This is a genomic window from Brucella tritici (assembly GCF_008932295.1).
In the GTDB taxonomy this organism is placed as follows: Bacteria; Pseudomonadota; Alphaproteobacteria; order Rhizobiales; family Rhizobiaceae; genus Brucella; species Brucella tritici.
On record NZ_WBWA01000028.1, the window covers coordinates 1 to 23,401 of the forward strand.

Consider the following 23,401-nt stretch of genomic DNA (forward strand, 5'->3'; position numbering starts at 1 on the left):
GGATGCGGAAGGAAATAAGCAGTACCTCCAGTTTAGCCGGTTCGATCCTGTAGCAACCGCTATGGGATTAGTCGCGGACGTGGTGGAGATGTACCAGAAGGACCCGGAAAGGGACTATTCGGACGTTGCCCTCGCTATCTCAATCGCCATGGCTAAGAACTTGGGGGAAAAGACGTTCCTCCAGAATATCAACTCAGCGGTGAAGGCGTTTGACGATCCTGAAAAGTTCGGCCCCAAGTGGTTTGGAAGGACGGCAGGTTCCATGATTCCCGGAAGTTCCCTTCTTCGCGGTACCAACCCTGACCCTTATATCCGTGAGGCAAGAGGCTTTGTGGATAGCATCATGTCAGGACTTCCGGGACTCAGTGAGAAACTTCCAAAAAGGTATACTTGGTTGGGTGAGCCGGTGGAACGTCCGAATAGTCCCTTTCCGGGTCCTTCTGGTACATCTCCACCACGTCCGCGACTAATCCCATAGCGGTTGCTACAGGATCGAACCGGCTAAACTGGAGGTACTGCTTATTTCCTTCCGCATCCGTAGAGACGAAAGAGTAAGGACGCCAGCCGGTCGCCATTAGCTCCTGCTTAAGTTTCTGGTCCTTCGGACCCGCCCCGGTGATCGTACCATTCAAGGTCTGATGGGCCACGAAACTTGCAAAGAGAGAACCAATAGCCATCTGACCCATCGCATGTGCTTTCGCCTCTGCGCCCATCTGCCCGGAAAGCATCTGGCGGTACTCTTTCTGTGCAAGGTTCAAACCGGGAGTCATCTTAATGCCATAGCGGAGAACATTGACCGGCGTTTTCACGAACGGGAGGATAAGAGCCGTGATTGGGGCAGACTTGCGGAGATTCTGAATACCACGCCCAAGGGAGCCGCCAATCGTCGTAGCGTAATTGAGGTCCTGCTGAAATGTCGTGGTCTGCGCTTCAAGTAGTGCCGTCTGGTCCAAGGCTTGTCCGCTTGCTGGATCGATGGCCTTGTTAAGGGACTTCTCGATATACGCCTTGGTCTCCTGAGGATTAAGACCCTTCTCCACGGCTTTAACATACGCACGAGACTGCACGACCGAACGATAGCGGAGAAGCTTGAAGAACTCATCTGCACCGCCGATTGTCCGCGTCGGAAGTCCAACGATGTTCTGCCACGTTGCGGATGTCCAAGCATTTTCCACCACGTCCCACACACTGTTAACCGGCTTCCAATTCAGTGCGTCGGCTGCAATCCCGGTGGAGGACGAATTGAAATACTCGGAGTTGTGAGGCGTAAGTATGGAGTCACCCCGCCGGAAAGCTTCCAATGCGGACTTAAGGCCGTCACCAATGGACGAAACCATATAGGTATACTCCCGCATGGCCTGTCTGGAGATGCTGGAAAGTTCTGCCTTCTTGGCGGCATCCTTCGTGACAAGCTGGAGGGCGGCAGACCCAAATATCTTTTCCGTAGGCCGTCCAACCAGCATCATAGCGTTGGTCGTCATGTTAACCAGATGGGTAGGCCACATCCACAGGAGTCCATTCGTCATATAGAACGTGGACTTGTCCATGACCCGCTCCAGCCAGTTCCGATTAGCCAGCATCCGAAGCTTGGCGGGGTCTCCCCCTGCCTTCTCCATGACGATTGCAAGCTTATCGTCCGGTATGTTGCGGAGTCCCGCTAGGTCCTCTGCCGTGTTGCGGAACTCACTCCTTGCCCGTCGCAGTGATCTACCACTATTGGAAAGGATGGATTCCACCGATGCCATGACATCCACCGCCGCCGTGATGCGCTTCTTAAGGGCCTGATTAGCCGCTGCGGCATTCCCATCAAACTCTTCTAACGCACCATTGCGGATACGTGATGCCAATGCGTCCGCATCCTGAAACATCTTATTGGAGATGCGCATCCCGGCCTCCATGAAGGGGACCATCTCCTTAGCTTTCTCACCAACCTCTGCAAGCTGACCAAGGATCAATGCGGGATCTTCGTTGAAGTTTCTGCCCAGTTCATCCGCCAAGTTCTTGACGCTGGAGTCCTTCAAAACGTCCCCGCCCTTGGCAATGTCATAACGGGGCTTCAAAACATCCGCTGTCTGGCGGATTAAGCTCATGGTATCTTCCGTACCCGATAGCTTCTGCCACGGTAGGGATACCCCTTGGTTGAACTTATGTCCTGCCTCCATGGCGGCTTCCTTGGAGCCGTATTGTTGGAGAGCTTTTGCGTCATCTTCCTGACCCTTGAGGATAGACGCCAAGTCGTCGTCGCTGATCCCTTCCGACTGGATTACCTTGGGTGGTTCTGCCTCGGTCGGAATCGCTACCTCACCATCTGGTCCTCGTGGTTTGGAAGAGCCAGATATTACTTTGTCTGTGACTTCTTCTTCTGTTGCTCCTGCCGCCTTTGGGCTTCCTCCAACATCCGTTCCCGCTGCCTGCGTTGCTGCTGCTGGATTATCAGTACCGTTAGAAGTCCCGTTGTCGCTGCGCTCAAGTGGCATCTCCTTCTGTGTCTGTTCGATATTCAGACCAAACTCATCTTGCTGACCTACTACCGTGCGGTCCTTCGTGGCGGCATCGTGGTAGTTCTTGTATTCGCCCTCAGGATTAGCCAGCTTCGCAATTTCCTTGTCGGCTGCTACCTGATCGCCTGCCCGGAGGAACTTAATGGCCTTCACCGCGCCCATGAGGGCGAAGTCCGCACCGATGGATTCGAGGGCATTCTTAAAGCGGCCCTCGGCGGCGCTATCGTCTGGTTTGGCTGCGAGGTATTCCGTAACGGGGTTCTGGAGGTCCGGGAACGTCTCGACCAAGTTTGAAAGACGCTCCTCATGCGGGTCCAGAACGACCGCACCGGCTGTTGCTCCTCGTGCTACCTCAAAGCCTGCCTGAGCGGCCTTGCCTCCAGCCTGAAACCACTTGGCGGCTTTCACTGGGGCCATGACCTTGCCAGCACCAATAAGGCCGGTGACGATCTGGGAGACGCCCATCGTGAGCGAATTAGCCATACTGTCGTCGGCAAGTTCCTTGGATCGTTGCTCAAATTGCTTACGGAAGTTGGACTTATCCTCCTCGGCGGGTTCACCAAAGATGAAGTCCTTCGTTTCCAAGCCTGCCTTCGCGATGCCTGCACCGGCTGACTTCCACATGTCCACGCCGCGCTGCCACCAAGATTTGTCTTCTGGCTGCTGTTCGGGGGTCGCTACTGCCTCCCCCTGTGGGATGTCCTCAGAAGGTGCGGCAACGTCCTCCCCATCAAGCTCTTGAAGAGCCTGATTAAAGAGTTCATCATTTTCCATATTGTTTCCTTAGGTCTATCCGGCAGAGTTCTTAGAACGTACTGCATTGAGGGCCTGCTTTACGCCTGCCGTAGAACTACCCGTTCTCTGGCCTCTATATGCTCCACGGCCTGACGCCTTGGGGATAGATGCCCACTCAAGGGCAAGGTTGTTCATGAATTGATCGTCCGACATCGCGCCGGATAGCCACCGCTTGAGACCTCTCCGCTCAAGGAGGCGGATGGCAATACGATCCTGCAACTTCGGGGTAAACTTCATGTCGTCCGTAAGACCGAGTTCCCGCTTAACATCGCGCAACGTGGTTCTAACAACCTGATAACGTCCGACTGCTGATGAGTTATGCCTATTATCAGGATGGCGTAGCATCTGTGTCTGGAGCTTATCGATGTCACCAAGCGTCATTCCTACAAGGTTAACGCTGCCACCAGTGTATCGACCGTAACCCAGAGTCTCATTGTATCCTTCCCCTCTGTCGGTCCCCTCGGTCTTACCAAAGAGATTAAGGAGCGGGGCTACAGGGACGTTAGAAGCCGTAAGGCGTTCCAACTTTGGGGGGTCTTGGAAGAGGGTTGTCAGTTTGTCCTTGGATTCCTGAGACACCGCCTTTGCTGGATCATCCTCAAGAATCTTCTGGACACGCTGATTGACTAGGCTCTCCGCATCCTCAAACGATATGCCCCGCTTCTCTGCAAGTTTCGTGATGGCGTCATTCCTCGCCTTGTTCTCTACGGCCTGTCCAAGAGGGGAGGTAGCCTTTGCAGCGCCACGGTATTCGTCACCGTTGGAGAACTCTTCCTTGTCGGGAGTACCGAATACATATTGGCCCACATCGTCTATGACCTGGGGGATATACGAGAAGATTCCGCCATCCGGTTCCCGCTGTGCCTGTTGAACCGGGGGAGTGGCTGGTGTCTGTGGTGTTGCGGATGATTGCTCTTGCTCTTGCGCCTGCTTCTCCAGTTTCTCGCGGTCACTATCGGAGACATACATTTTCTGGTCGCCCGAACCGTTAGGATCGGCTACGAGACGGCCCTTAATGATTTCGCCAATTTCCCGGATGGCTTTTTCGCGCTCTATGATACCGGCCTTGGGGTTTTCGGATTCCCACTTCAAGACCATCATGCGAAAATCGCCGTCTGCCTCCATACCTTCCTCTGTCAATTCCCTTGCACCGTTGAAGTCCAGTGGTCCGGTAGAAGTGCTATTAAGGATGAACTTCTGGTACTGTTTAAAGGTTGCGGAAGAGAATACACCATCGTCCTGAGAAGCTTTCCTAACAGTATCAACCGTGGAATAGGCTTTCTGGAGAGTTTCGGCTTTTAGAATGATGCCCTTTTCCTGTGCTTCAAGGACGACATCTTTCCCACCGCCAGCATAAATCTTGGACATGACCTCAAGGATAGCCTTCGGGTCCTCTTCAACGTCCATATCGCCGTACTCTTTCTTATACTTGGCGATCTTCATGCGGGCCATACCATCGCGACGGGAAAGCTTGACGATAAGGTCTTCGGGAACTTCCTCACCGTTGGCCATCAAGGCTACGGCTTCGGACCAATATTCCTCATGCTGCTTCTTATCGGCACGTTCCTGTGCAACCCCCTCGGTTGTCGCTTGGGAGGCCAGTTTGTTCTCAATGCGCTCACGAGACTGTGCGATCCTTCCGCGAACATCTGGATCATAGGAAAGAGGCTTGTCCCGGCCCGGAAGGTTCTTGTCCAGCAATGACAGTATGGTGTCATCCCGCGAAGTCTCGGCTTGAAGGAGGATCGTGTCCACCATCATCTTGTCGTATGCTACGGGGTCCTCGCCCTTGGATAGGGCTTCCTGTCGAAGCTCCATTGTCCGATTCCAGACGGAATCATAGTCAATGTGTCCTGTCGCCTTCCCGTCATCCACCGCCCTGAGGAGGTTGTCCGTAATGAGCGAGCCGGAAGTTGCCCTTGCGTCCTCCACAATGCGGTTGTTTCGATCCCGCATAAAGGTGTCCATGCCACCCATTGCGAGGCGTTCCAGATGGGGAGCAAGTCCCTTGAGCGTATCGGGGTCTTGTTCTGCCCCTACGTTCTCCTTCATCCACTGGGAAGCCCACGCGGAGTAGCTTGTGCTGTCGGCGGAATTGCGTCCTTCCCACTGCTGGTAATCCAGATTGAACTTGTCTTGTAGCTTGAGACCGGCAAGCTCGCCCTGTGAGCGCTTGTACCACTCCATATAGGAACGGCTTGACGATGCAGGAATAAGACCCTGACGCACCGCCTCGGCGTAGGATACTTGGTTGTTTCGGTGGAAGTCCGTAATGGCGCGGGCCTTATCGGCCTCTTCGGTTTCCTGCTTACGGACGGCCATAAAGGAGCTAAGTCCTTGGTCAAATGCTGCTAGACCATTTGCGAGGTCTGCAAGAGAGTTCCGCCCCGGATCGGCAGGCCGCACGTAGGTACTTACGGGGGCTGCTACTGGGCGAATCTCGGAAGGTCCTGAGACCTCCCGAACTTGTGATCTTGCCACTTACGGGTCCTTATTTAGCTTTCGCGTAGGCGTCCATCGCTCCACCGATGCCTTGTAGGGCATAGCCTAGAGGGTTCGGCGAGGTCGGCCTTTGGACGGAATTGATGCGGTTCTGAATATTGGTATTCGTCGCTTCCATCTCGTGGCTTAGCTGCGCTACGGTATTCATATGGTTGGTTTCGTCGGCTACTTTCTTCATGCCAACCTTGCGGTTGATCCCGGCGAGGATGTTATCCAAGGAGATACCCGATACACCGGCATTAGCGGCTGAAACCTCGGCCTCGGCCTTAACTTCGGCCCCTTCGATCTCATTAAGGTGCTGGCGCTGGACATTAGCGTCCTGCTCTTGGATCATTCTGACCTGGAGTTGGTTCTGCTCGTCGCGGCCCGATGCAAGCGCATTGACGTAATTCTGCTGCCATTGCTCTGCCCGAAGGTCATAATCTGCCTGTGCTGACATGAAGGAGACCACAGACGTTGCTACCGCTACGGCGGCTGAAACGCACATTACTGTCTCCTCGTATAGAGTTTGAATGGGAGGCCGAACGGCCCGGAGCTTTCCTCACGTATGAAGGAGAAGCCTAGCCATTCTAGCCAACGATGATGCTTGGTGTTCCGACTATCGGAGAGGGCGCGGAGTGTCGGGAATAGGGATTGCATCTCTTCCAGATACTTCAATGCCTCCTTGTGGAGTGACACGGCCAATCTCTCGGCGGTATCTGTCGCAAACATCCAAATGTTCCCAACCTCTGGTTCCCAAGGATCGACTCCGAAGGCCAGTAAGACCTCATTGTCTTTCCCTATGGCCACCTTTCCGTAGGCTGCGCTATCATAGACGTAAGATAGATGTTCGGGGATGTCCGTTGTGCCTGTCCCGGCGTACCACTCCTTGAGGTCTGCCAGTCGGATGTCATCCATTGCCTGCTCGATACGTCTACGGGATACTTCCTCAAAAACGTACCTCATCGTCCAGCCTTGACGGTAAGCTCATACGTGTACTTCATGGCGGTCCAGATAGCCGGAAACGGGGTCTTATTGACCAGTTCGATAACGGCATCCTCTGCCACTGAGTTGACGTTAGCTGTGAAACTTCCTGTCGTAACCGGAACGTCCTGATTCATGATGGTTGCGTCACCAAGGATACGTCCGGTGAAAGTCTGTGAGACCTTCGAACCGTCCCGCCGATGATACACGATGTCATATTCCACGGTGTCTTTGTGGGAGACGGAAACGCGGTAGATGAGGAGCTTGTCATGGATAATCGGCTGGTCTGCCCTGTCTCGTGCAAACAAGCGGGTATCCTTGCGCCGGGCAACAGGGATCGAACCGAAGAAGAACTTGCGGCTAGGGCTGTCAGTCGGGACGCGGATGGTCCGAGCGTCTACCCACGTATATCCTAACTGTCTGCCCCGCTGAGAGAACTCCGCTACATCCTCGCGTTCGAAGCAAGAGAAATAAGACCTCTTGGCATCGTCCACGTTATAAGGGAGGGTCAGAGTGAAATAGCCCGCCTCATTGTAAACGGCCCCTGCTTCACTGACACGGTGGTCTAACCTGAGAGGAAATTTCTCATTAGGCTCATCCCCTTCCGCGTCCAACTGGACCACTTCAAGGGTGCATATGCCGTCCCACTGGAAGAGGAAGTAGGCGACCGATCCCATAATGGTTGCCCAAAGAATCTTACGGGGCGCGGGGAAGGACCACTTATTCCAAGCGGATTGTACTCGGTCTGCACCCTGATTGTATGACTGGTAGAGATAAGCCATGTTCGGCTTGTTCGTGGTCAGGCATAGGATTTTCCCAGTAGCTTGACCTGAGGCAATCGTTCGGAACTTTCCATCAAGTAGCTTCGGAACGTGGGCCGAAACGACGATTTCACCCTGAGGAACGCCGCCCTTAAAGAATACCTCGGTGACTACGCCCCACCGCCCCACGGTTGTCCCGAAAAGAAGAGACGAAAGGCCAATCGGCTTCGGCGGGTACTCGCCGTCATATTCATAGTTGGCCAGCGGCAGGACCTCAGTGGTCTTTTCCTTCAAGGATTCCTGTCCCGTATCCAAATATGTCTGCTGGAGGTTTCCCCAAAACTGGAGCTTCCCTCCCGCTACGACACCATGCTCAATGAGGGTGGAAGAACCGTTCGAGGCGTCATAATCAATCGGGGCTGTGTCAAGGTTCGTCTGTGCGGTATCCGGGAAGAATACATAGCCGTTTCTAGCTCTGGACAGGATGGCGTTGAACTCGGAAACTGCCGCAAGTCTCCCCGCGATGAACTGTAGGCTCTTGATCGGGTATCCCACAAAGGAGGGGTCCTTAGAGGTTGACTTACCGTCCCCCGCCAAGCGCTTGCCCCATGTTGCTGCGCGAACACGGAACTGGTTGAGGCCCACAAGTTCAATGAGATGAGGCATAGTCGAGGGCTCAATATCGGTAATCGTATTCGGAGCCGCCACCTCTACCCACTTTCCGGTGTTAACCCCGCCCGAATACTGGAGGTAGTAACGTTCGGAATCCGCTGAGCCGTCCGGTGCTATGGAAACCTGATAACCGTTGACGCACTTCGTAGGAAGGTTAGTGATGGTCTTAACGCTGTCCCGGAAAGAGACGAAATAGGTATCGCCTACACCATCCGAAGTCTCAATGTCGAACTCCAGGTGTCCGCCTTGTATAACCAGAGTGCTGCCGTACCGATTAACAGAAAACCCGCCGCCGCCATCATTTGCAATAGCTGGAAAGACAGTCGTTATTAGTGCAACCCGAAACTGTTCCGCCAAATAGTCCGTAGTTATGAACTGTGCGTTCTTCGACTCACTGTTATCTGGTGTGGTAAAAGATGCTGTATAGCCCCTACCGTTGACGTAAATATTGAGCGTATACGTGATGAGGTATCCACCGGCCTTAATGTAAGCTACCGCTTGGTTTGGCCTACCGGGGGTTGTAATACCGCTCATGGATACTACACGCTGCCTATTGAGAAGGAACGTTGTGTCTCCTACCGTGACCGCTTGGAAAGCCTTGCGGGCTGGTCCGCTCTGCGCGAGATAGTTACCAATGTCTCCCGATACCGCCGCCTCTTGTCCGGTGACACGGTTGAAGATGCGAAGGCTTCCACCTTCAATGATGATATTATACTGCTCATCTCCAGACCGAACCATCTCATGGACATAAGGCTCGTCGTAGGTAGCCGCAAAGGCCGCTCTTACGGTCGATCCCATCCGGCTTACTGCTCCCAGAAGAACCTCATTAAGACAATTCTCTTGGTCCTCACAGCTTGCTGTACCTCTGGCGATTTCAGACTGTTGGCTGATACCTTGGATGAGGCTGGTATGGGTCTGTGAGTCAGTCGCCATTACCTGTTACCTCGAAGTCTCTTAAAGTGGGGATTGTGTCTACGTAGTCCGCCCTTCCGTAGGCGTCTGTCGTACTGCTTAAGGCTGCGCTCTGCCGCTTCGATGTCCTTAGCGGTCACCCTCAAGCCTGCATTGCCGGGGTTCTCGGAGTTTGCAAACCTCATGGCCGCATTAAGGGCGATTAGCCACCGTGCGGGCTGTGGGAGGTCTGCGAATGGGCGAGCCAATACCGCCTCAACAAATACCTCGGAGTTGAACCGTAGGGAGTCATTGGACGCATCGTAAAGTCTGTTGCTCTTTTCCTGAATGTCCATCCATGCGGACGGTCCTGTTGGTTGGAAGGAAAGGATGTTATCGGGGAGGAATATTTCCCCTGAGGAGTTCGGGGAAAGTCTTAGGTTGCGGCTGGTACAGAAGTTATATCCATCCGACTGTAACCGGATGCTCTCCTCTGCCAGCATCTCCTTAGCCTTCTGTGCGCTAGGCTTGGAGTTCGGCCCGAAGGTGATAACGGTTTCCTCACCGGCATTGTGCAGGATGATGTTCACCGCATCTAGTTCGGTAATCCTGCGCGGGGCCTCAAGTGATGCCATTGTGTCCTACTCCATATTGAAGGGGAGACCCCGGCTTTCGCCGGAGCCTCGTAAGTTGTGGAGTTAATTATTCGCCGCCAGCCACCGGAGCGCGGTCTGCGCTCGTGACTTCAAAGGAGCACTCGCCGCGAAGCGGGCCATGGCCTTCCAGCTTGGAAGCGATCATGAGAGTACCCAGACGGTCGCTCTTATCGTCAATCGTCACGCGGATACCACGGCGGCGAAGCGTACCAACGGCCATAGGGTTAGCGATAACGCCTACCGTCTTGGTGAAGTCGCCACGGTACTTTTCACGGCCCGCAGTAACATTAGTCTTCGGGATGGAGTTCGTACCCTTCACGTCGATGCCTGCAACCAGACCAACGGTAGCCTTGGAACGGTTACCAGAGCCGGTCGTCTTCTGGGAGTCGATGCCGATGTAGCGGGCCAGCAAAAGCTGCTGCTGCCATGGGAGCCAGTAGGTCATTGCGCCACCGCCAATATCGTTGGTGCGGATATATTCCACGCCCTTGTAAGCGGCTTCCTCAAGCTTGGCCGGATCGGTTGCTACCTCAGGATCGAAGTAGTAGCCCGGTGCCGGATGACCCGGAAGGCCACCAAGACCCGTAGCCATACGCGAGGCGTTGATGAGAGTGCGGCCAATTCGGGCATTCGACTCCGAGGCGAGGGACTGACCAAGCTGCGATGCATACGGACGGCTAAGCGGGTAGTGCGCCAGAAGCTCGTCAATCTCGGCAATAAACGCGGAGTCGATAATCATTGCGTCAAGGCCGATTTCAACATCGTTATGCGGGACCTTGCCACCAAGGATAATCTCACCCGGAACGTGGTCCACAGCGTCACGCTTGCGGCCAATAATCGGGAATACTTCCGACTTACCGGACGTGATCGGCTTTACGAAAGTGTGACCTTCGAAGTCGAACGTCTCTTCCCATGCCTCAAGGACGTAATCCGTGAAGTTACGTGCAAAGAGTTCGCGATCATCGCTACCATTTGGCTTCTGACCTGGAGTCGAACGGGAATCGGTATAAACGCTCATTTTGTTTTCCTTGTGTAAATGCGTAGTGTCGTGTTACGCGGATATGTTTAGGGAGCCTGAATAAGGGCATCCCGGATTTGGATTGTTTCGGTTAGGGCTTGGTGACGGGTACGACACTGTGTCAGTGCCTTCCGGTCTGCTATCCAAAGCGCTTCAACTTCCTTCTGGACTATCGCCCTGTTAGGTAGCTCTGAGGCTTCCCGGCATGTCTCTAGAAGTGTCTGGTCAATTGGATATATGATGGGCTTCGGTGGCGGGACTACTTCAACGGACTTTGTTGATACGCATCCCGCTATCATGAGAGATGCCGCCATGATCCCTATTAGGGTCAAGCTTCTCCGCATCTTGCAGTTCTCCTACGAGTTCTTCTAGGCGCTTATTTTCTGCCTCCATTGCGGCAATCCTTTCGGCCTCACGCTTCTTGCTTTCTGCGTTAGCGTCTATCTGCCTCTGGATTTCCTTATTGAGAGAGTTGGTGATTGCTGTTTTTTCGTTCGCCAGCTTCAAGCTCCACTCGGCTTCTGCTACGCGGTATCCTTTAGTGTATCCGGTAACTCCTGCCGCCATGAGGATAAGGAAGCCAAAACAGGCTATCGTAAGGTCTGCATATTTGGACATTAAATACCGGCCTTGCAGTAAGCCCGTTCACGTTCCCGGCGATCTACGAGACCTTTCACCACCTTGCCTCCTGCACGATTATACAAGGTGATGGCATCACACGCCCCGGAGAGGTCCCCGGCGTTTGCCTTGCGGGCAATCGTGGACTTGCAGAAGGTTGGTGACCCGATGTTGTAAGCGAGTGAGAGGAAGGCCAGATATGGCTTATCCGGTATCTGATCTGGAGCCTTGAGACAGGACCGCATGTTTGTCTCAAATTCTACCAAGCGGTCGGCCAGCATCTTGTCGCACTGAGGCTTGGTGAAGGTCATTCCCGGCTTGATATTCTTGGTTTCACCATAACAGGCCGTCCAAACGCCAATGATGTCCGGGTAAGACTTGAGGCGTAGACCTTCCTGTGTGCCGATGAATGCTACCGCTGAGATACCAAGAGCCGTCAGAGCGCCGGTAACGCCCTTACGTAGTCTTGATGCCATGGTCAGAAGTCCTTTGTAGCGCGGAGGCGAGCGTTGTACTGCGCCCAACCCTTCACGTCATTATCTCGGAGTCCGTCACGCATTGCCCGCATCTCAGCGCGATCCTTGAAAGGCTTGACGCTTGGACCCTTTCCGCCCTGCCCATTGGTAGCATTACGCTTGGGAAGCTTCGGCTTCGGGGTAGGGTTGGCGCGAGAGAAGCGAGACATCAAAGCTTCAACCGCTTCCTCCTTTGCCGCTAGGTCGGTACCGGAAGTGATCTGATTGAAACGGGCCTGCTGCTCCTTGGTGTAGCCACCGGCCTTACCCCATGCGAGCGCTTCCTTTAGCTTATCTGGACCGCCTGCTATGCTGAATAGCTTCTGGTCTTGAGCCTTGACGCCCTGCTCTTCGCTGTCCTTCTGGGTAAGCGCCATAGCTTCCACCTGTTTGATGGTGGACTGCTTGATGCCCTTGGACTTGAGGTATTCGTAAGTGGCTTCATTAAGGCCCTCCTTACCCTTGGCGGCGTTATCCCAGAACTCCTTGTTAAGAGCGCCTTCAAGGTCAAGGTCACCATCAGCGTCAAGATAACGTGCGTCGAAGCGGGAAACTACTTCCTGATCTTCGGGGTCGAATGCGCCAAGGTCCTCTCCCGTATCTTCGCCTTCGTTATCTCCATCCGTATCAATAGTGGTGCTGGCATCGCCTTCGCCATTATCACCATCATCGTCTTCAAGAGTTCCTTCAAGCTCTCCTTCATCGTTTTCCTTACGTACATCATCGGTATTGAACTCGATGGTGGCATGGTCATTTCGCTTGATGGTCTCGGAACCGTCTGCCCCTTCACCCATCTCAATTGTCAACGACTGGTTACCGCCGCCCATGTCGAAGTCTGCGGATTCTGCTGTCACTGGGTAATTCCTTCTGGTAGTTGGCCACTATCAAGCATCTGCTGCATCATGGCGGCTCCTCCCGACACTGCGGGTCCTGTTGCCTTTTCCATGAGGGATTGCTGCATGGCCTTGTTCTGCTCGTCCGCGTCTCTCGCTTGGACTTGCTCCTCAGGTAAAATCAGACCCTCGGATTTGATGTTGTGGTAAGTTGCTAGACGCCTCAGGCCATCCGAAATGCTCATATACTTTGCAGTTGTCGGACTGTTTCCAAGTTCGTTTGCGTCTGCCATGAACTCCTTGAAGCGGCTAAGCTCGGATGAGCTTCCAAGAGAGTCGATCCCGGTAACTACCGCGATACGTACAAGCCCCTCAGGGAGCTTTCCTATCTGGGGGTCCGTCTCTTCGTGGAGATGGATGAAGCGGAGTACAAAGAACCGCTGCGAGGTCTGGGAGACACTGGAATAGAGACCGCCCATGGCTTGGTCGATTTCAGTTGCAAGTATCTTCCATTCTTCCGCCGTTACTCGCTCACCGCTGCGCTGGATCGATGAGAACATGAGGAACGCTTGGCCAAGGCGTCGGGATGCCTTCTCCATTTCCTCAGAGGTAACCCTGAGGTCTCCACCTTTGTCAGAGCGAAGCGTATGCACGTCCTGCTGTCGTCCGGGAACAACGTCAAGATTCTCTGCCTCAAGGATGTCGCTAAGGTCCGTCGCCCCGTTCGGGTCAACGAGTGTGAGGAATCGTGCGGCTGCTGCACCACCGTCCTGCAATGCTGCGGAGAAGTTCTCTACCGCCTGTAGGTCACCCTCGTAATCGGCGCAATATGGTAGAAACCAATTCGAACCATACTCTGGGATCATACCACCGGCATACAGCGTGGGGGTATCGAAGTCGGCCCAAGCCTCTGTCCCTTCGATTATCTCTCCGCCTTCAACTTCTTGCCAGTAAACGTATTCCTTCTTTCCATCCCGGTTGATGAGCTTCTGGACATGATAAATGTCTATCTCTTCATCCCAAGGGTTACCGGTTGACTCTGCGCGGGTCCGGTTCCTTTCCGCCGCGTCTACTACGTCCTCGTCTGCAACCATGCGCGAGACGGTCTCTTTAAGGACCACCACGATAGGAACGCCTGAGGCATCCCGCTTCACCACATAATGGTGCATGTTGTAGATAATCGGATGGTCAATATCCACCCAATAGACCAGAGCGTTTCCGGTCAGAAGCAAGAGCTTGTAGTAGAGCGTAATGGCTGCTCGGCAGTGTGTCGCTTCCAGCCGGGATCGGTGCATCTCCTCACGGCGGGACAAGGCGTAGAGGACCTGAGAATACATCTGCGGGTCCTGCGCCACGTCCTGATTAAGCTTGTGTTCCTCAGGAGTAAACTTCCATCCGGGTAGTCCAGGAGGAAGCGCACTAAGCATCATCTTAGAGGAGAGCGTATTGATGGCGTAAGCGTTAACAGACTGGTTGATTACCGGAAGCGGGTCACCGGCCTGCCATTGCTCAGGGGGGAAGGTAGAGGGGCTGATAATATCGGCTAGGCGTCTGCCAAGCGCTACCGGCCCGTTACGTTTGGATATCTGGCTTTCATAGAAGTCTTCGGCGGAAACACCTAAGTTGGTGTCGTCCAAATCTTCCATTAAGTCCTCACATTACGATATTGCTATCGGGATTCATTGAGGGGGTATTTGTGGTGCGCTTCACGCGGTAGGTTGGCGCATCCGTACCAAATTCATCCTGCGATTCTCGGCGGCGGCTTTCACCAATGTCTGGGACATCGGGAGCCGGAAGTGCCGGTGCTGGTGCAGGGGCGGGGGTGGTTGCTGGTTTAGGCTTACCTCCAGTGCACATCGTTACATCCTTATGCTGTCGTTACTGGTCTTTACCTTCGGGGTTGAAACCTTCTGCGGATCGTCAGTCTGGAGAATCTGCTTAGTCTCATCCTTTCCGACTTCCTGAGAGGTAATCTCGAAGTGTTTGTATGCATCATCCGGAGCATAGCTCGGACTGTTTGTCGGGGCCTCAGGTTGCTTACCGCCAATACACATGGCTAATCCTCCTGAATCTCTATGATCCCCTCGTCATCCCTCATACCCATCCTAATGAGTGTCTGGGCGAGTTCTACCTTTGCGGCATACCTATGTGCCTCAATAGGTGTCTCATCGGAACGGATACATCTAGGAGGGTACTGCTTCTTAAGGAACTCCACGAGGTCAGCCCCGATACGGGGTGGCTTCATGTTAACGGCTCCATTCCGGGTCACCGTCCGCATACTTTAGGAACATCTCTAGGTTCCGCATGGCCTTGCGAAGGTCCTCAATGCCATTCTTGAAGGGGAAGCGGCAGATATACTTGAAGAAGTTTTCGAGGCACCAGTTAAAGCCGCCAGTCTCCACGATAAAGAATGTCGGTTCCATTACGAATACGTCATAATGAGATGGTCGGTTGACCATATCACCAGACTTACTTTTCGGCTGCCAACCGATATAGCGGAGATGGGTTATTTGGTTGCTAATGATTTGGAGTGCTTCCGCCGCTTCATCCGGTCCATGGTCAGCATCGAGTACCAGTTGGATCACACGCTTCTGAAAGTCGGTGAGGATATTGCGGTTGGCGTGAAGGAAGAGGGTCAGCGCCGTGTTAAAATCGGCTTCCATCTCAGACCCGCGAAAGTGCGATATGGGAGAGGAGAACACCGGAAACGGCAGTCAGTGCGCGTACTACCCCCTCAATGGCTTCGTCTGGGTGTTTGGCGTTAACGTTGATATTGAAGTGTTCATATGCTGTGGAGACTGCTTCCAGATATGCCGCCTGTGCATTCAGAACGTTATCAATCGTGTCCACGTCTACAGGCTTCATGCGGGCTTCGCCCTTGCCGGTTAAGGCAACTAGTTCTTTCGATTCCATTATATTCCTTTAATCGTCACCGGGTACCCACAGGCGAACCGTATGGGTATCAAAGTCGTATTCATCCCAGAGGAGGATACGTGCGAGTCTTGCATTACGAAGTGCATCTTCCTCAGTGAGGCCAGCCTTTTCGTAGTTACAGACGATGGCCTCCCAAATGGAGCAAGGTCCAGCGGAGTGCCACTTAACGGTTGTCTTTCCCTTATTGATGCCCCGCGAGATAACTCCCTTCCGCGCAACCAAGCGTTCGGGTTCCTCTACAATGCGGGTGGCTCTGGTCTTACCCATGCCGGGACATCCGGGGTATCCATCCACGGCATCCCCTGAAAGCGCCTGCACATAGTGGTTCTTGATGGCCTCCAGCTTCGTGACTGTGCGGACAATCGGCTGTCCCTTTTCGTTGTCGTCTTTAAGCTGGTAATGCTGGCCGGGGATGGTGGCAAAGTCCTTGTCTCGGCCCACCACAATGACATTAGTGTCTCCCCAGTCGGGTCGAGTAGCCCAGATGCCTATCGCATCGTCTGCCTCAAGGAAGGCAATATGTTCGGCACCGTATCGCGTCCTCAGGTAATCCTTTAGGATGGTCAGAAGGAGAGGGCGGACGGAAGCCTTACGGTTGGACTTATAAGAGGATTCAACACCAAGTCGCCAATTCTGTTCGGAGGGGCAGGAGAGGAATAGTATCATCTCGTCGGCCTTGAGGCGCTGCTTAAGGCGTTCCAACATATCGTCTAGAACTGCCTCCCCTTCCCATCGTCGGGCGAACGGCTGGATAAGTCCATCTGGATATTCCATGGTGTGCTGTACGGCTGCGGCTGCACGGAAGGCCATGGTATCACCATCCACTAACAGGACGGTCTTAGCGGCCATGCCAACACTTCTTTACGGCAGTCCAGTAATCCACTGTGACATCCTTGATGAGGATTTTCAAAGCCTCACGGAATGTAATCTCTTCACGGAATAGGTCAGTGAGTGCGAACATGAGGATGATGGTAACCCACGCCGGATATGTAAGTACGAGGAGAAACACCATATAGACCCGACGCCACAAGGTACGCTTGACATCGGTAGGGTCTGGAAACACATCCAAGGCGTAGAGCATAAGCAGTACAGCGCCAAGGATGAACCAGTTAATCAGGAACATTCCAATTTTTCCTTATTCTGGTAGGCCGAAAGGCCATGATAGGTAACATGCCAAGACCGGCTTAAAGTAAGACCGTCTGGCGCAATGATGGTGATCCAACCAAGGGAGGATGCTAAGGCGATGAAAGGAGCGCGTTCACGCGCGTAGTTGGATGAGATAGAAGGTGGGTCAAACCAGCACTTATCTAAGACATCCCAGACTTCCATCGGCATAGGTCCGAAGTACCCACCGGCAGGGACTATACGGGAGCGCCCCTTAGTGACAGTCGTACCAGTTAAGGCCGGTCTTTCCGTCTGTTGCGAGTTTTCCCCGGAAGTCAAACTTTTCGGCTGTGATCGAGATTGCTCTTGCGGAGGCTTCTTGGATGATCTGGCCAAAGCCCTCCTCTCTGTGTTCGTATTGATATTCATCGTGGACCCAAGCCATTTGCCCATAGTCTACATCTCGTGTAAGTGCGTAGCATTCACGCAAAAGGGCGTCCGTCTCAATACCCCAATCCTTGCACACAATAGCGCCGCCTCCCTGTAGAAGTTGGTTCACAGATGCGTGAGGTTTGCGGATCATGAGTTTGCGACCATCAAGGGCAACTATGAAGCCGTCTTTCTTGGCCTTTTCTGTAATGTCCTTTTTGAAGTCTTTCAACCCTGTAATGCCTTCTAGGAACGCCTTTTGTACTTGCTGTCCCTTAACGACATGCGCCAAAGTGTTTACATCGGGTTCAATAAACTTGGTGCGCATGACCCGCTTGAGAAACGCCACGTACTGCTTAGCGGCGGAACTCGTACCTAGCTCTTCAAGAAGCTCCTCAGGTACGCCTACGCCTAGACCGATTGTTAGCGGTCCTGCGCCATAGAGGAATGCGTAGGTCACTGTCTTTGTGTCCGCTCTGGACAGGCCAGTAATCTTTGCGTTCTCTGAGTGAATGTCTAGGCCGGGGGAGGATACGCGGGTTGCAAACTCTCCACCATCATACGGTGTCAGGTAGTGGCCTAACAGTCGAAGCTCCAAACCGGAAGCGTCAACACCAGTCTGGAACCATCCGGGCCTCCCCGGCTTGAAGAGCTTTCGGCACTCCGCACCGAAGCCGCCCTTCCATCCATATACGGGGACCTCTTCTCCACTCTCGTTCTTGGCCTTCTTAACGGACGGAACCTGTCCAAGGTTCGGGTCCTTGTGAGCGCCACGATGGGATACGGTTCCAAGGGTATCCATTCGGCCATGAATGCGTCCATCCTCGGTGCAGAGGTCTATCCAAGACTTCTTGCCATCTGCCAGTTGCCCCAAGGTCTTCGAGACCACGAGAAATTCTAGGATGATTTCCCGGATGTCTACCGGAAGCACTGAGTCCGGGATGGATTTGAGGGTGGTTTCATCCACCTTTGCCTGATCGTTGTTCTTACCGCCGAACTCCTGAGGTACCCACCCAAAGACGGCCTGCAAGCGGTCTCCAAGATGCTGCCGTGACTTCGGGTTGAATGTGGTGCGCTCAATTCGGACGAACGGTGCATCAGTATAGTAGCTCGCCAAAGGTGGTCCGACATACGGTTTCAACCTCTTGCCGGTCTTCGGGGAGAAGCGCTCAAACGTTACATCTGGAAACTGTGTCAGCTTCTCGGTGTAATCCCGTGCGGGTGTCCGTCCGGTCTTTACATCGTCTTGAGGTTGCCACCATGAACCGAATACCTTCACGAGTCCCTTTTCAAGTTCCCGCTGTCTGGTCTTAAGATCGGAAGCAAGCTTTACAGCTTCGTCTTTATCGAAACCGTAACCCCGTTCCTCTTGGTCTCCAATGAGGTACCATACCTTATGTTCTAGCTCTACGCTTTGCTCGGACCATCCAACACCGTTAGCCGCCTTAGTGGTACCGTCGATATGACCTTGGATGAGGTTCCAAAGTTGCTCGGTAACTTCCACGTCCTGTACGCAATAGTCCTGCATTGGTTGGTTCCACGCAAGCCACGGATCAAGGCATGGATTACCCTTGGCGTCTGCGGTCGCTAGGACCCTTGCCCATTCGGGTACCTGTGAAAGGTCTCCATGTTCGGCATACTCTTTGGAGAGCGTCTTAACGTCCCCCGAATACTCACCCTTCATTCTCCCTAGACGGTATCCCCAAGCTTCTAGCTTTTGGGCACCGATCATCTGGCCGGGGAGCTTACCGGCTCGCCACCTTGGGAAGTCCAAGTCCTTAAGGCGATCCATAGGCCAAATCATCTTGGCCATGATAAGCGTGTCTCTGGCGGTACCTCTTGGATTGAACCAAGGGTATAGCTTTCTGAGCGCTAGGATGTCGTATCGGCAAATGTTGTGTCCGGTGATATAGTCTGCACCTTGAAGTTCCTTAACGGCCTTCTCCAAGTCTGCCATGTCTTGGCTAGATGCGGACCATATGTCCTTGCTGTCTAGGTCCTTTAGGACTAGTGAGTGGATGGTGTTAAGTTCTGGAAGGAGACCGTTCGTTTCAATGTCGAACGCTAATCTCATTTATATTCCCATTGAGAATGTCATCTACAGTTGCGTCTCTCCAATGCGTCGTGCTCCATTCGTCAAAGTATCCAGAGCCGTTAAGGTTTTCTATGTGTCGGCATTTGAACTCAACTTGAAGGATAAGGCGCTGCTTTCGGAAGATATTCCTTGAGGTACGGAAACGTGTCTTACCTGTAAGCTTGCACATTATCCGTCATTCTGCCTTTCCCATTCTTCGTACTCTTCACGCTCCTTGAAGAAAGACCAGATACAAGCGTATATCCCGCTCGCAATGAGGGTCAAAGCTGCGGCGGGGCCGATCCAATCAGGTAGGTATTTGTCGTAGATGAATACCATGCCTGTGAAGACCCCCAGTACAATTACCGTCCACCCAATGAGCCACGCTATGGCATTCAACGTTTTGAGGTGTAATTTCATGGTGTGTTGCCTCCCGGTAGGGTCACCCAGAGAGTGACGCAAGGAAGTGGATTGATGCAGAGACGTCTATTGTACGGACTCCAGTGAATGCCCACCCAAAAGCTGGCGAGGCGGAAAAGCGCCCCTACCTTCATGGCTCTGGGTCTTTCGGGACGACTTTGAAACTCTTTCGGCGAATTGCTGCGCTGATCGAGTTCTGGAGACGTTCAAGCCATTGCGTGATCTTGTTGCGTCCTTCCGTCATGGGGAGCTTCTGCGCATCGTCCAGTTCGGTTGATTCCTTGTATTCCCTGAGGTTCCGATAATTGACCCCATGGTGGAGGAGAGCGTCATACGCGAAGTTAAGAAAGCCAACCCAAGCTTGTGCAAGGGTAAGTCGGACACCCAAAACGTGCACCTCTTTCCGAACCTCATCTATCTCTCGTTGGAGCCTTTCACTCACTAATAGTCACCTTGATTGTTAATTGGACCGAAGGCGGGGGCCTCCTTGTCTGAGTTGCTGTCTGGGTAAGGCTCGTCGGTTGGTAACTGGCGTCCTATGTCCTCGTGCCACATCAGCGTATCGGCTACGCCTGTCCTGCCCACATGGCGATTCTTGAGAATACGTGTGCGGGTGAGGTCCGGTCGTTCGCCTTGCTGGTTACGCTCATAGGCGTGGACACCCATGGAGAAGTTCGCCACACCGGCAGACCCTCGGATATTCTTAAGGCTGATCTGTCCGCCCTCTTCAAAGGCTTTCCCTTCGCCACGGTTAAGGTGGTGGGTAATCTGGAGGTTAGCTCCTGTCTGCTTCACCAGTCGGGCGAAGTTGTAGGAAACCTTGTCCAGAGCCTTACGTTCGTCCTGTGCGTCAACCGCCGCGACGATGAAGGAAAGAGGGTCAATGAAGATTACCTTACAGTCTAGGCCCTTGACCATGTAGCGGATATACCGTTCAAGCGCCGCGAAAGACCACTCAGCCACTTCCGGGTCAAAGAGTTCCACCAGTCCACCGCCGAATACGGACGTATGGAGCGCCTTAAGCTCTTCCTTAGGTATCGGGTTAATGTGGAGGCGGCGGTTAGCTCGCACCGACATAAGGTCAAGCTGTGCCTTCCGGCGAGTATCTTCAAATCGCATCACGCCAAACTTGACGTTGTTCAGCAACAGATGCTCTTGAAGCTCCACGATGATCGATGTCTTACCAATACCAGTTCCGGCAACATGGTAGACAACTTCCTTCTCTCGGATACCCTTCGTCATATCTTGAACGATGGGCCAAGGGTAGGAACATATTGTCTCCGCTTCCGGCTCCTCCATATCTGTAATGCAGAGGGCGGCATTGACGATCCCGTCAGGTGCCCAGAGTGTCGCGCCCCAGACTGCCGCGTAGATGTCACCATGTCGTCCAGCCTTGGCTAGTTCATTGGCGTCCTTCACACGGTCAATCTTGATGGTCTTAACTCTACCCGGTTCGAAGAGGGCGGCACATTCCGCCACTACCGACTGTCCAGACTCATCATTGTCAAACCAGAGGATGATTTCTTCGAAGCGATCCAGCCAACGATAATTCGTTTTCAACTGTTCCAAGGCGGAACCGTCACCGGCTATTACGGATACTGCGGGTATCTTAAACTGGCAGGCTTCGGCAACGGAATGTGCATCATGCTCGCCTGTCGTGATTACTACCTTGCGGTCGTATTTGTCGCCCCAAACGTTCTGCCCATAAAGCTGACACATCCGGGGCTTCGGTGCGTTATCCGCTACCTCTGTGAACCAAAAGTTCTTATCTTTGTCGCGGTACTTCTGGTAGACCATTTCACCCCTCTGGTTATACACCGGGGCAACCTGTAGAGTCTTACCTTTCTCCTTGTGGACGAAGTACCCAAAACGTTGAAGCGTGTCCAACTTGAGGCCCCGTGCCTTCTGTAGTCCCTCTCGCATGTTGACTGAGGTAAAAGGAACGGCTTTCTGTGGGGCCTTCTTCTCTGACACTGAGTTCATATCCTCACTGTCCCTTGCCTTGCCCTGCTTCAATCCACATCCCGGTGTGAAGCAAAACTTGTGACCATCTGCATATGTCGCGAGGTTATCCTTAGAGCCACAGTCCGGGCATGGTCCCTTGAAGAGGACCGTATCCGCTGCTTCACTCATGCCTCACTTACCTACCTTGGCGGTTGGCTTGAAGGTAATTTTCCCATGGTCATCCATCACGGCGACCACTCCATGGAATAGGGAGTAGGAGGGTTTGGTGTAGTCCTTGCTCATCCGTAGAATCCCTTTCGGTGCTGACGGTGAGCGGCCTCGGCATCGGTTTCACCGGGGAGACGGAAGATGTCAACTTGCATCAAATGCTCAAGGGAGGAGCCAGTGAGGAGAGCGGCTTGGCGCTGCCATCCGTTTGTTCCTGCAACCTCTTCACGGTTCTCGGCAATGTGGAACTCCACTACGTTAACTTCAACGTCATTTGGAAGGAGAGCGTAGTTGACAGCGCAAAGAGGAGGGACAGTCCGCATACATGCGAACTTAATGGTATCAAAGCGGCGTGGGCGCGGTAGACAATGTGCCCAGACCCATCCCAGAACTCGCCTCGGATTATCGATGTCGTAAACGTTAAGCTTTACTCGGTTGGTCACTTGGACATCTCCACATGGTATGACTTGTAACGGGTTCCGCCGAAGTCACGCTTCCACTCGGACTTGATGTCGAGACCAAGACGGCGAAGCTCTGAGATGCGCGTGGTGACCTCCTGTACGTGGAGGGTGTTGATTGCTACCTGCCGGGTAAGCTCACGGCCAGACATGAGGTAGTCATAAACGGTACGCTGTTGCGGGCTTAAGTTATACACCGTGGCGTCTGTAAGATGGTTCTGCATAGTTTTTCCTCAGAAGTTGATACGAGGACCCATGTGCATACTAGGTCCGATTTCCCATTGACCGCTCATGAGGTTGAGGGAGGGTCCGAAGGACATCTTCGGGCCGAAGCCAATAGGACTGCTTGAAGGGTGGTCGTGAGGTACTGGCCTGACGGTCGGCTGATTATCGCAACCGCTGAAAGCCGCCACGACTATCCCCAGAAGGAGGGCGATAAGGGCGAACTTCAAAGCTCAATGCCTTGTTCGAATAGCGCGATGTCTTCCCGGAGGATGTCCATGTCCAGAAACGGGCAGTCAGGCTTATTCCGCTGTCGGTAACGCTGGATTTCCGTATGGCCGAATATCTCAAGCGGGCCGAACTGCTCCTTAAGGTCGCGGATGAGAACCATGAGGGAATGTTTCTGCGCCGCCGTGAAGTTGTCTTCGGGGTTGATACCGTCCGCCGCTCGGCCACCTACAAGACAGATACCTATGGAATCCATGTTGTGGCCCGGAGCATGGGAGCCGATAAGTTCCCGCTTTCGGCATTCAACTGTCTCGCCATCCCGTTCGATGATGAAGTGGTACCCGATGGAGAGGAGGCCCATTTTCAGGCTTCCCTCATTGGCAAGTTCCGTCCACCGGGGAACGTCCTCAAGCGCGGTAATGTCCGGGGACGTATGACTGTCGTGGATGACAATCCGGTTGGTTTCGTCCCTCGGTTTGTATTTAAGCTGTGAAGTCATGCGGCGACATCCTTTATGGTGAAGCCACCGGCAAACGTCACGAACTCAGGCCATGCCGTAAGCTCCCCGTGTCGAAAGTCAGATAAGAACTCCTGGACTTCCCACGGTTCAAGCCTTTCAGAAGCAAATTCAATGG

General features: G+C 53.5%; 21 protein-coding genes. All 21 read right to left on the reverse strand.

Translation table 11 applies throughout. The features are described from left to right. Nucleotides 1-362: 362 nt before the first annotated feature. The 21 genes from F9K91_RS21095 to F9K91_RS21195 all read right to left on the reverse strand — a co-directional run bounded on the left by F9K91_RS21095 (nucleotide 363) and on the right by F9K91_RS21195 (nucleotide 23,265). Nucleotides 363-3,275: a hypothetical protein gene (locus F9K91_RS21095; RefSeq protein WP_151678640.1), complete on the reverse strand. Its 2,913-nt coding sequence runs from the start codon at nucleotides 3,273-3,275 to the stop codon at nucleotides 363-365. A gap of 15 nt (nucleotides 3,276-3,290) precedes the next feature. After that, nucleotides 3,291-5,618: a lysozyme family protein gene (locus F9K91_RS21100; RefSeq protein WP_151678641.1), complete on the reverse strand. Its 2,328-nt coding sequence runs from the start codon at nucleotides 5,616-5,618 to the stop codon at nucleotides 3,291-3,293. 169 nt (nucleotides 5,619-5,787) lie between these two features. Continuing rightward, the gene (locus F9K91_RS21105; RefSeq protein WP_151678642.1) at nucleotides 5,788-6,285 is read right to left on the reverse strand and encodes a virion core protein, T7 gp14 family; all 498 of its coding nucleotides are present in this window, start codon (nucleotides 6,283-6,285) and stop codon (nucleotides 5,788-5,790) included. After that, entirely contained in the window at nucleotides 6,285-6,743 is a 459-nt protein-coding gene (locus F9K91_RS21110; RefSeq protein WP_151678643.1) for a hypothetical protein, read from the reverse strand. Before F9K91_RS21110 ends, F9K91_RS21105 begins: the two co-directional genes overlap by 1 nt. Continuing rightward, complete coding sequence (locus F9K91_RS21115; protein ID WP_459562245.1) at nucleotides 6,740-9,127, reverse strand: phage nozzle protein; 2,388 nt, start codon at nucleotides 9,125-9,127, stop codon at nucleotides 6,740-6,742. Before F9K91_RS21115 ends, F9K91_RS21110 begins: the two co-directional genes overlap by 4 nt. Further along, complete coding sequence (locus tag F9K91_RS21120) at nucleotides 9,127-9,720, reverse strand: hypothetical protein (protein WP_151678645.1); 594 nt, start codon at nucleotides 9,718-9,720, stop codon at nucleotides 9,127-9,129. Before F9K91_RS21120 ends, F9K91_RS21115 begins: the two co-directional genes overlap by 1 nt. A 67-nt stretch (nucleotides 9,721-9,787) precedes the next feature. After that, the gene (locus tag F9K91_RS21125; RefSeq protein ID WP_151678646.1) at nucleotides 9,788-10,759 is read right to left on the reverse strand and encodes a major capsid protein; all 972 of its coding nucleotides are present in this window, start codon (nucleotides 10,757-10,759) and stop codon (nucleotides 9,788-9,790) included. 264 nt (nucleotides 10,760-11,023) lie between these two features. Then, entirely contained in the window at nucleotides 11,024-11,377 is a 354-nt protein-coding gene (locus F9K91_RS21130) for a hypothetical protein (protein WP_151678647.1), read from the reverse strand. Continuing rightward, complete coding sequence (locus tag F9K91_RS21135; protein ID WP_151678648.1) at nucleotides 11,377-11,853, reverse strand: lysozyme; 477 nt, start codon at nucleotides 11,851-11,853, stop codon at nucleotides 11,377-11,379. Before F9K91_RS21135 ends, F9K91_RS21130 begins: the two co-directional genes overlap by 1 nt. Nucleotides 11,854-11,855: 2 nt before the next feature. Next, nucleotides 11,856-12,746: a hypothetical protein gene (locus F9K91_RS21140; RefSeq protein WP_151678649.1), complete on the reverse strand. Its 891-nt coding sequence runs from the start codon at nucleotides 12,744-12,746 to the stop codon at nucleotides 11,856-11,858. Beyond that, the gene (locus tag F9K91_RS21145) at nucleotides 12,743-14,371 is read right to left on the reverse strand and encodes a portal protein (protein WP_151678650.1); all 1,629 of its coding nucleotides are present in this window, start codon (nucleotides 14,369-14,371) and stop codon (nucleotides 12,743-12,745) included. Before F9K91_RS21145 ends, F9K91_RS21140 begins: the two co-directional genes overlap by 4 nt. A 410-nt stretch (nucleotides 14,372-14,781) precedes the next feature. Further along, on the reverse strand, nucleotides 14,782-14,970 hold the full coding sequence (locus F9K91_RS21150) for a hypothetical protein (protein ID WP_151678651.1): 189 nt from the start codon (nucleotides 14,968-14,970) through the stop codon (nucleotides 14,782-14,784). Between the two features lies 1 nt (nucleotide 14,971). Further along, nucleotides 14,972-15,388, reverse strand: coding sequence for a DUF3310 domain-containing protein (locus tag F9K91_RS21155; protein WP_151678652.1), 417 nt, complete (start codon nucleotides 15,386-15,388; stop codon nucleotides 14,972-14,974). A 1-nt stretch (nucleotide 15,389) separates the two neighbouring features. Continuing rightward, on the reverse strand, nucleotides 15,390-15,638 hold the full coding sequence (locus tag F9K91_RS21160; RefSeq protein ID WP_151678653.1) for a hypothetical protein: 249 nt from the start codon (nucleotides 15,636-15,638) through the stop codon (nucleotides 15,390-15,392). 9 nt (nucleotides 15,639-15,647) lie between these two features. Continuing rightward, nucleotides 15,648-16,508: a hypothetical protein gene (locus F9K91_RS21165; RefSeq protein WP_151678654.1), complete on the reverse strand. Its 861-nt coding sequence runs from the start codon at nucleotides 16,506-16,508 to the stop codon at nucleotides 15,648-15,650. Further along, nucleotides 16,498-16,782: a hypothetical protein gene (locus F9K91_RS21170; protein WP_151678655.1), complete on the reverse strand. Its 285-nt coding sequence runs from the start codon at nucleotides 16,780-16,782 to the stop codon at nucleotides 16,498-16,500. The genes F9K91_RS21165 and F9K91_RS21170 overlap by 11 nt, the downstream gene beginning before the upstream one ends. A gap of 255 nt (nucleotides 16,783-17,037) precedes the next feature. Next, complete coding sequence (locus tag F9K91_RS21175; RefSeq protein ID WP_151678656.1) at nucleotides 17,038-19,266, reverse strand: DNA polymerase; 2,229 nt, start codon at nucleotides 19,264-19,266, stop codon at nucleotides 17,038-17,040. Between the two features lie 189 nt (nucleotides 19,267-19,455). Next, nucleotides 19,456-19,686 carry a hypothetical protein gene (locus tag F9K91_RS21180; protein ID WP_151678657.1) on the reverse strand — a complete coding sequence of 77 codons (231 nt, stop codon included), beginning with the start codon at nucleotides 19,684-19,686 and terminating at the stop codon, nucleotides 19,456-19,458. Nucleotides 19,687-20,127: 441 nt separating this feature from the next. After that, nucleotides 20,128-21,819, reverse strand: a complete 1,692-nt coding sequence (locus F9K91_RS21185; protein WP_151678658.1) for a toprim domain-containing protein — start codon at nucleotides 21,817-21,819, stop codon at nucleotides 20,128-20,130. Between the two features lie 478 nt (nucleotides 21,820-22,297). Further along, complete coding sequence (locus F9K91_RS21190) at nucleotides 22,298-22,540, reverse strand: helix-turn-helix domain-containing protein (RefSeq protein WP_151678659.1); 243 nt, start codon at nucleotides 22,538-22,540, stop codon at nucleotides 22,298-22,300. Nucleotides 22,541-22,764: 224 nt separating this feature from the next. After that, entirely contained in the window at nucleotides 22,765-23,265 is a 501-nt protein-coding gene (locus F9K91_RS21195) for an N-acetylmuramoyl-L-alanine amidase (RefSeq protein ID WP_151678660.1), read from the reverse strand. Nucleotides 23,266-23,401 lie beyond the last annotated feature (136 nt).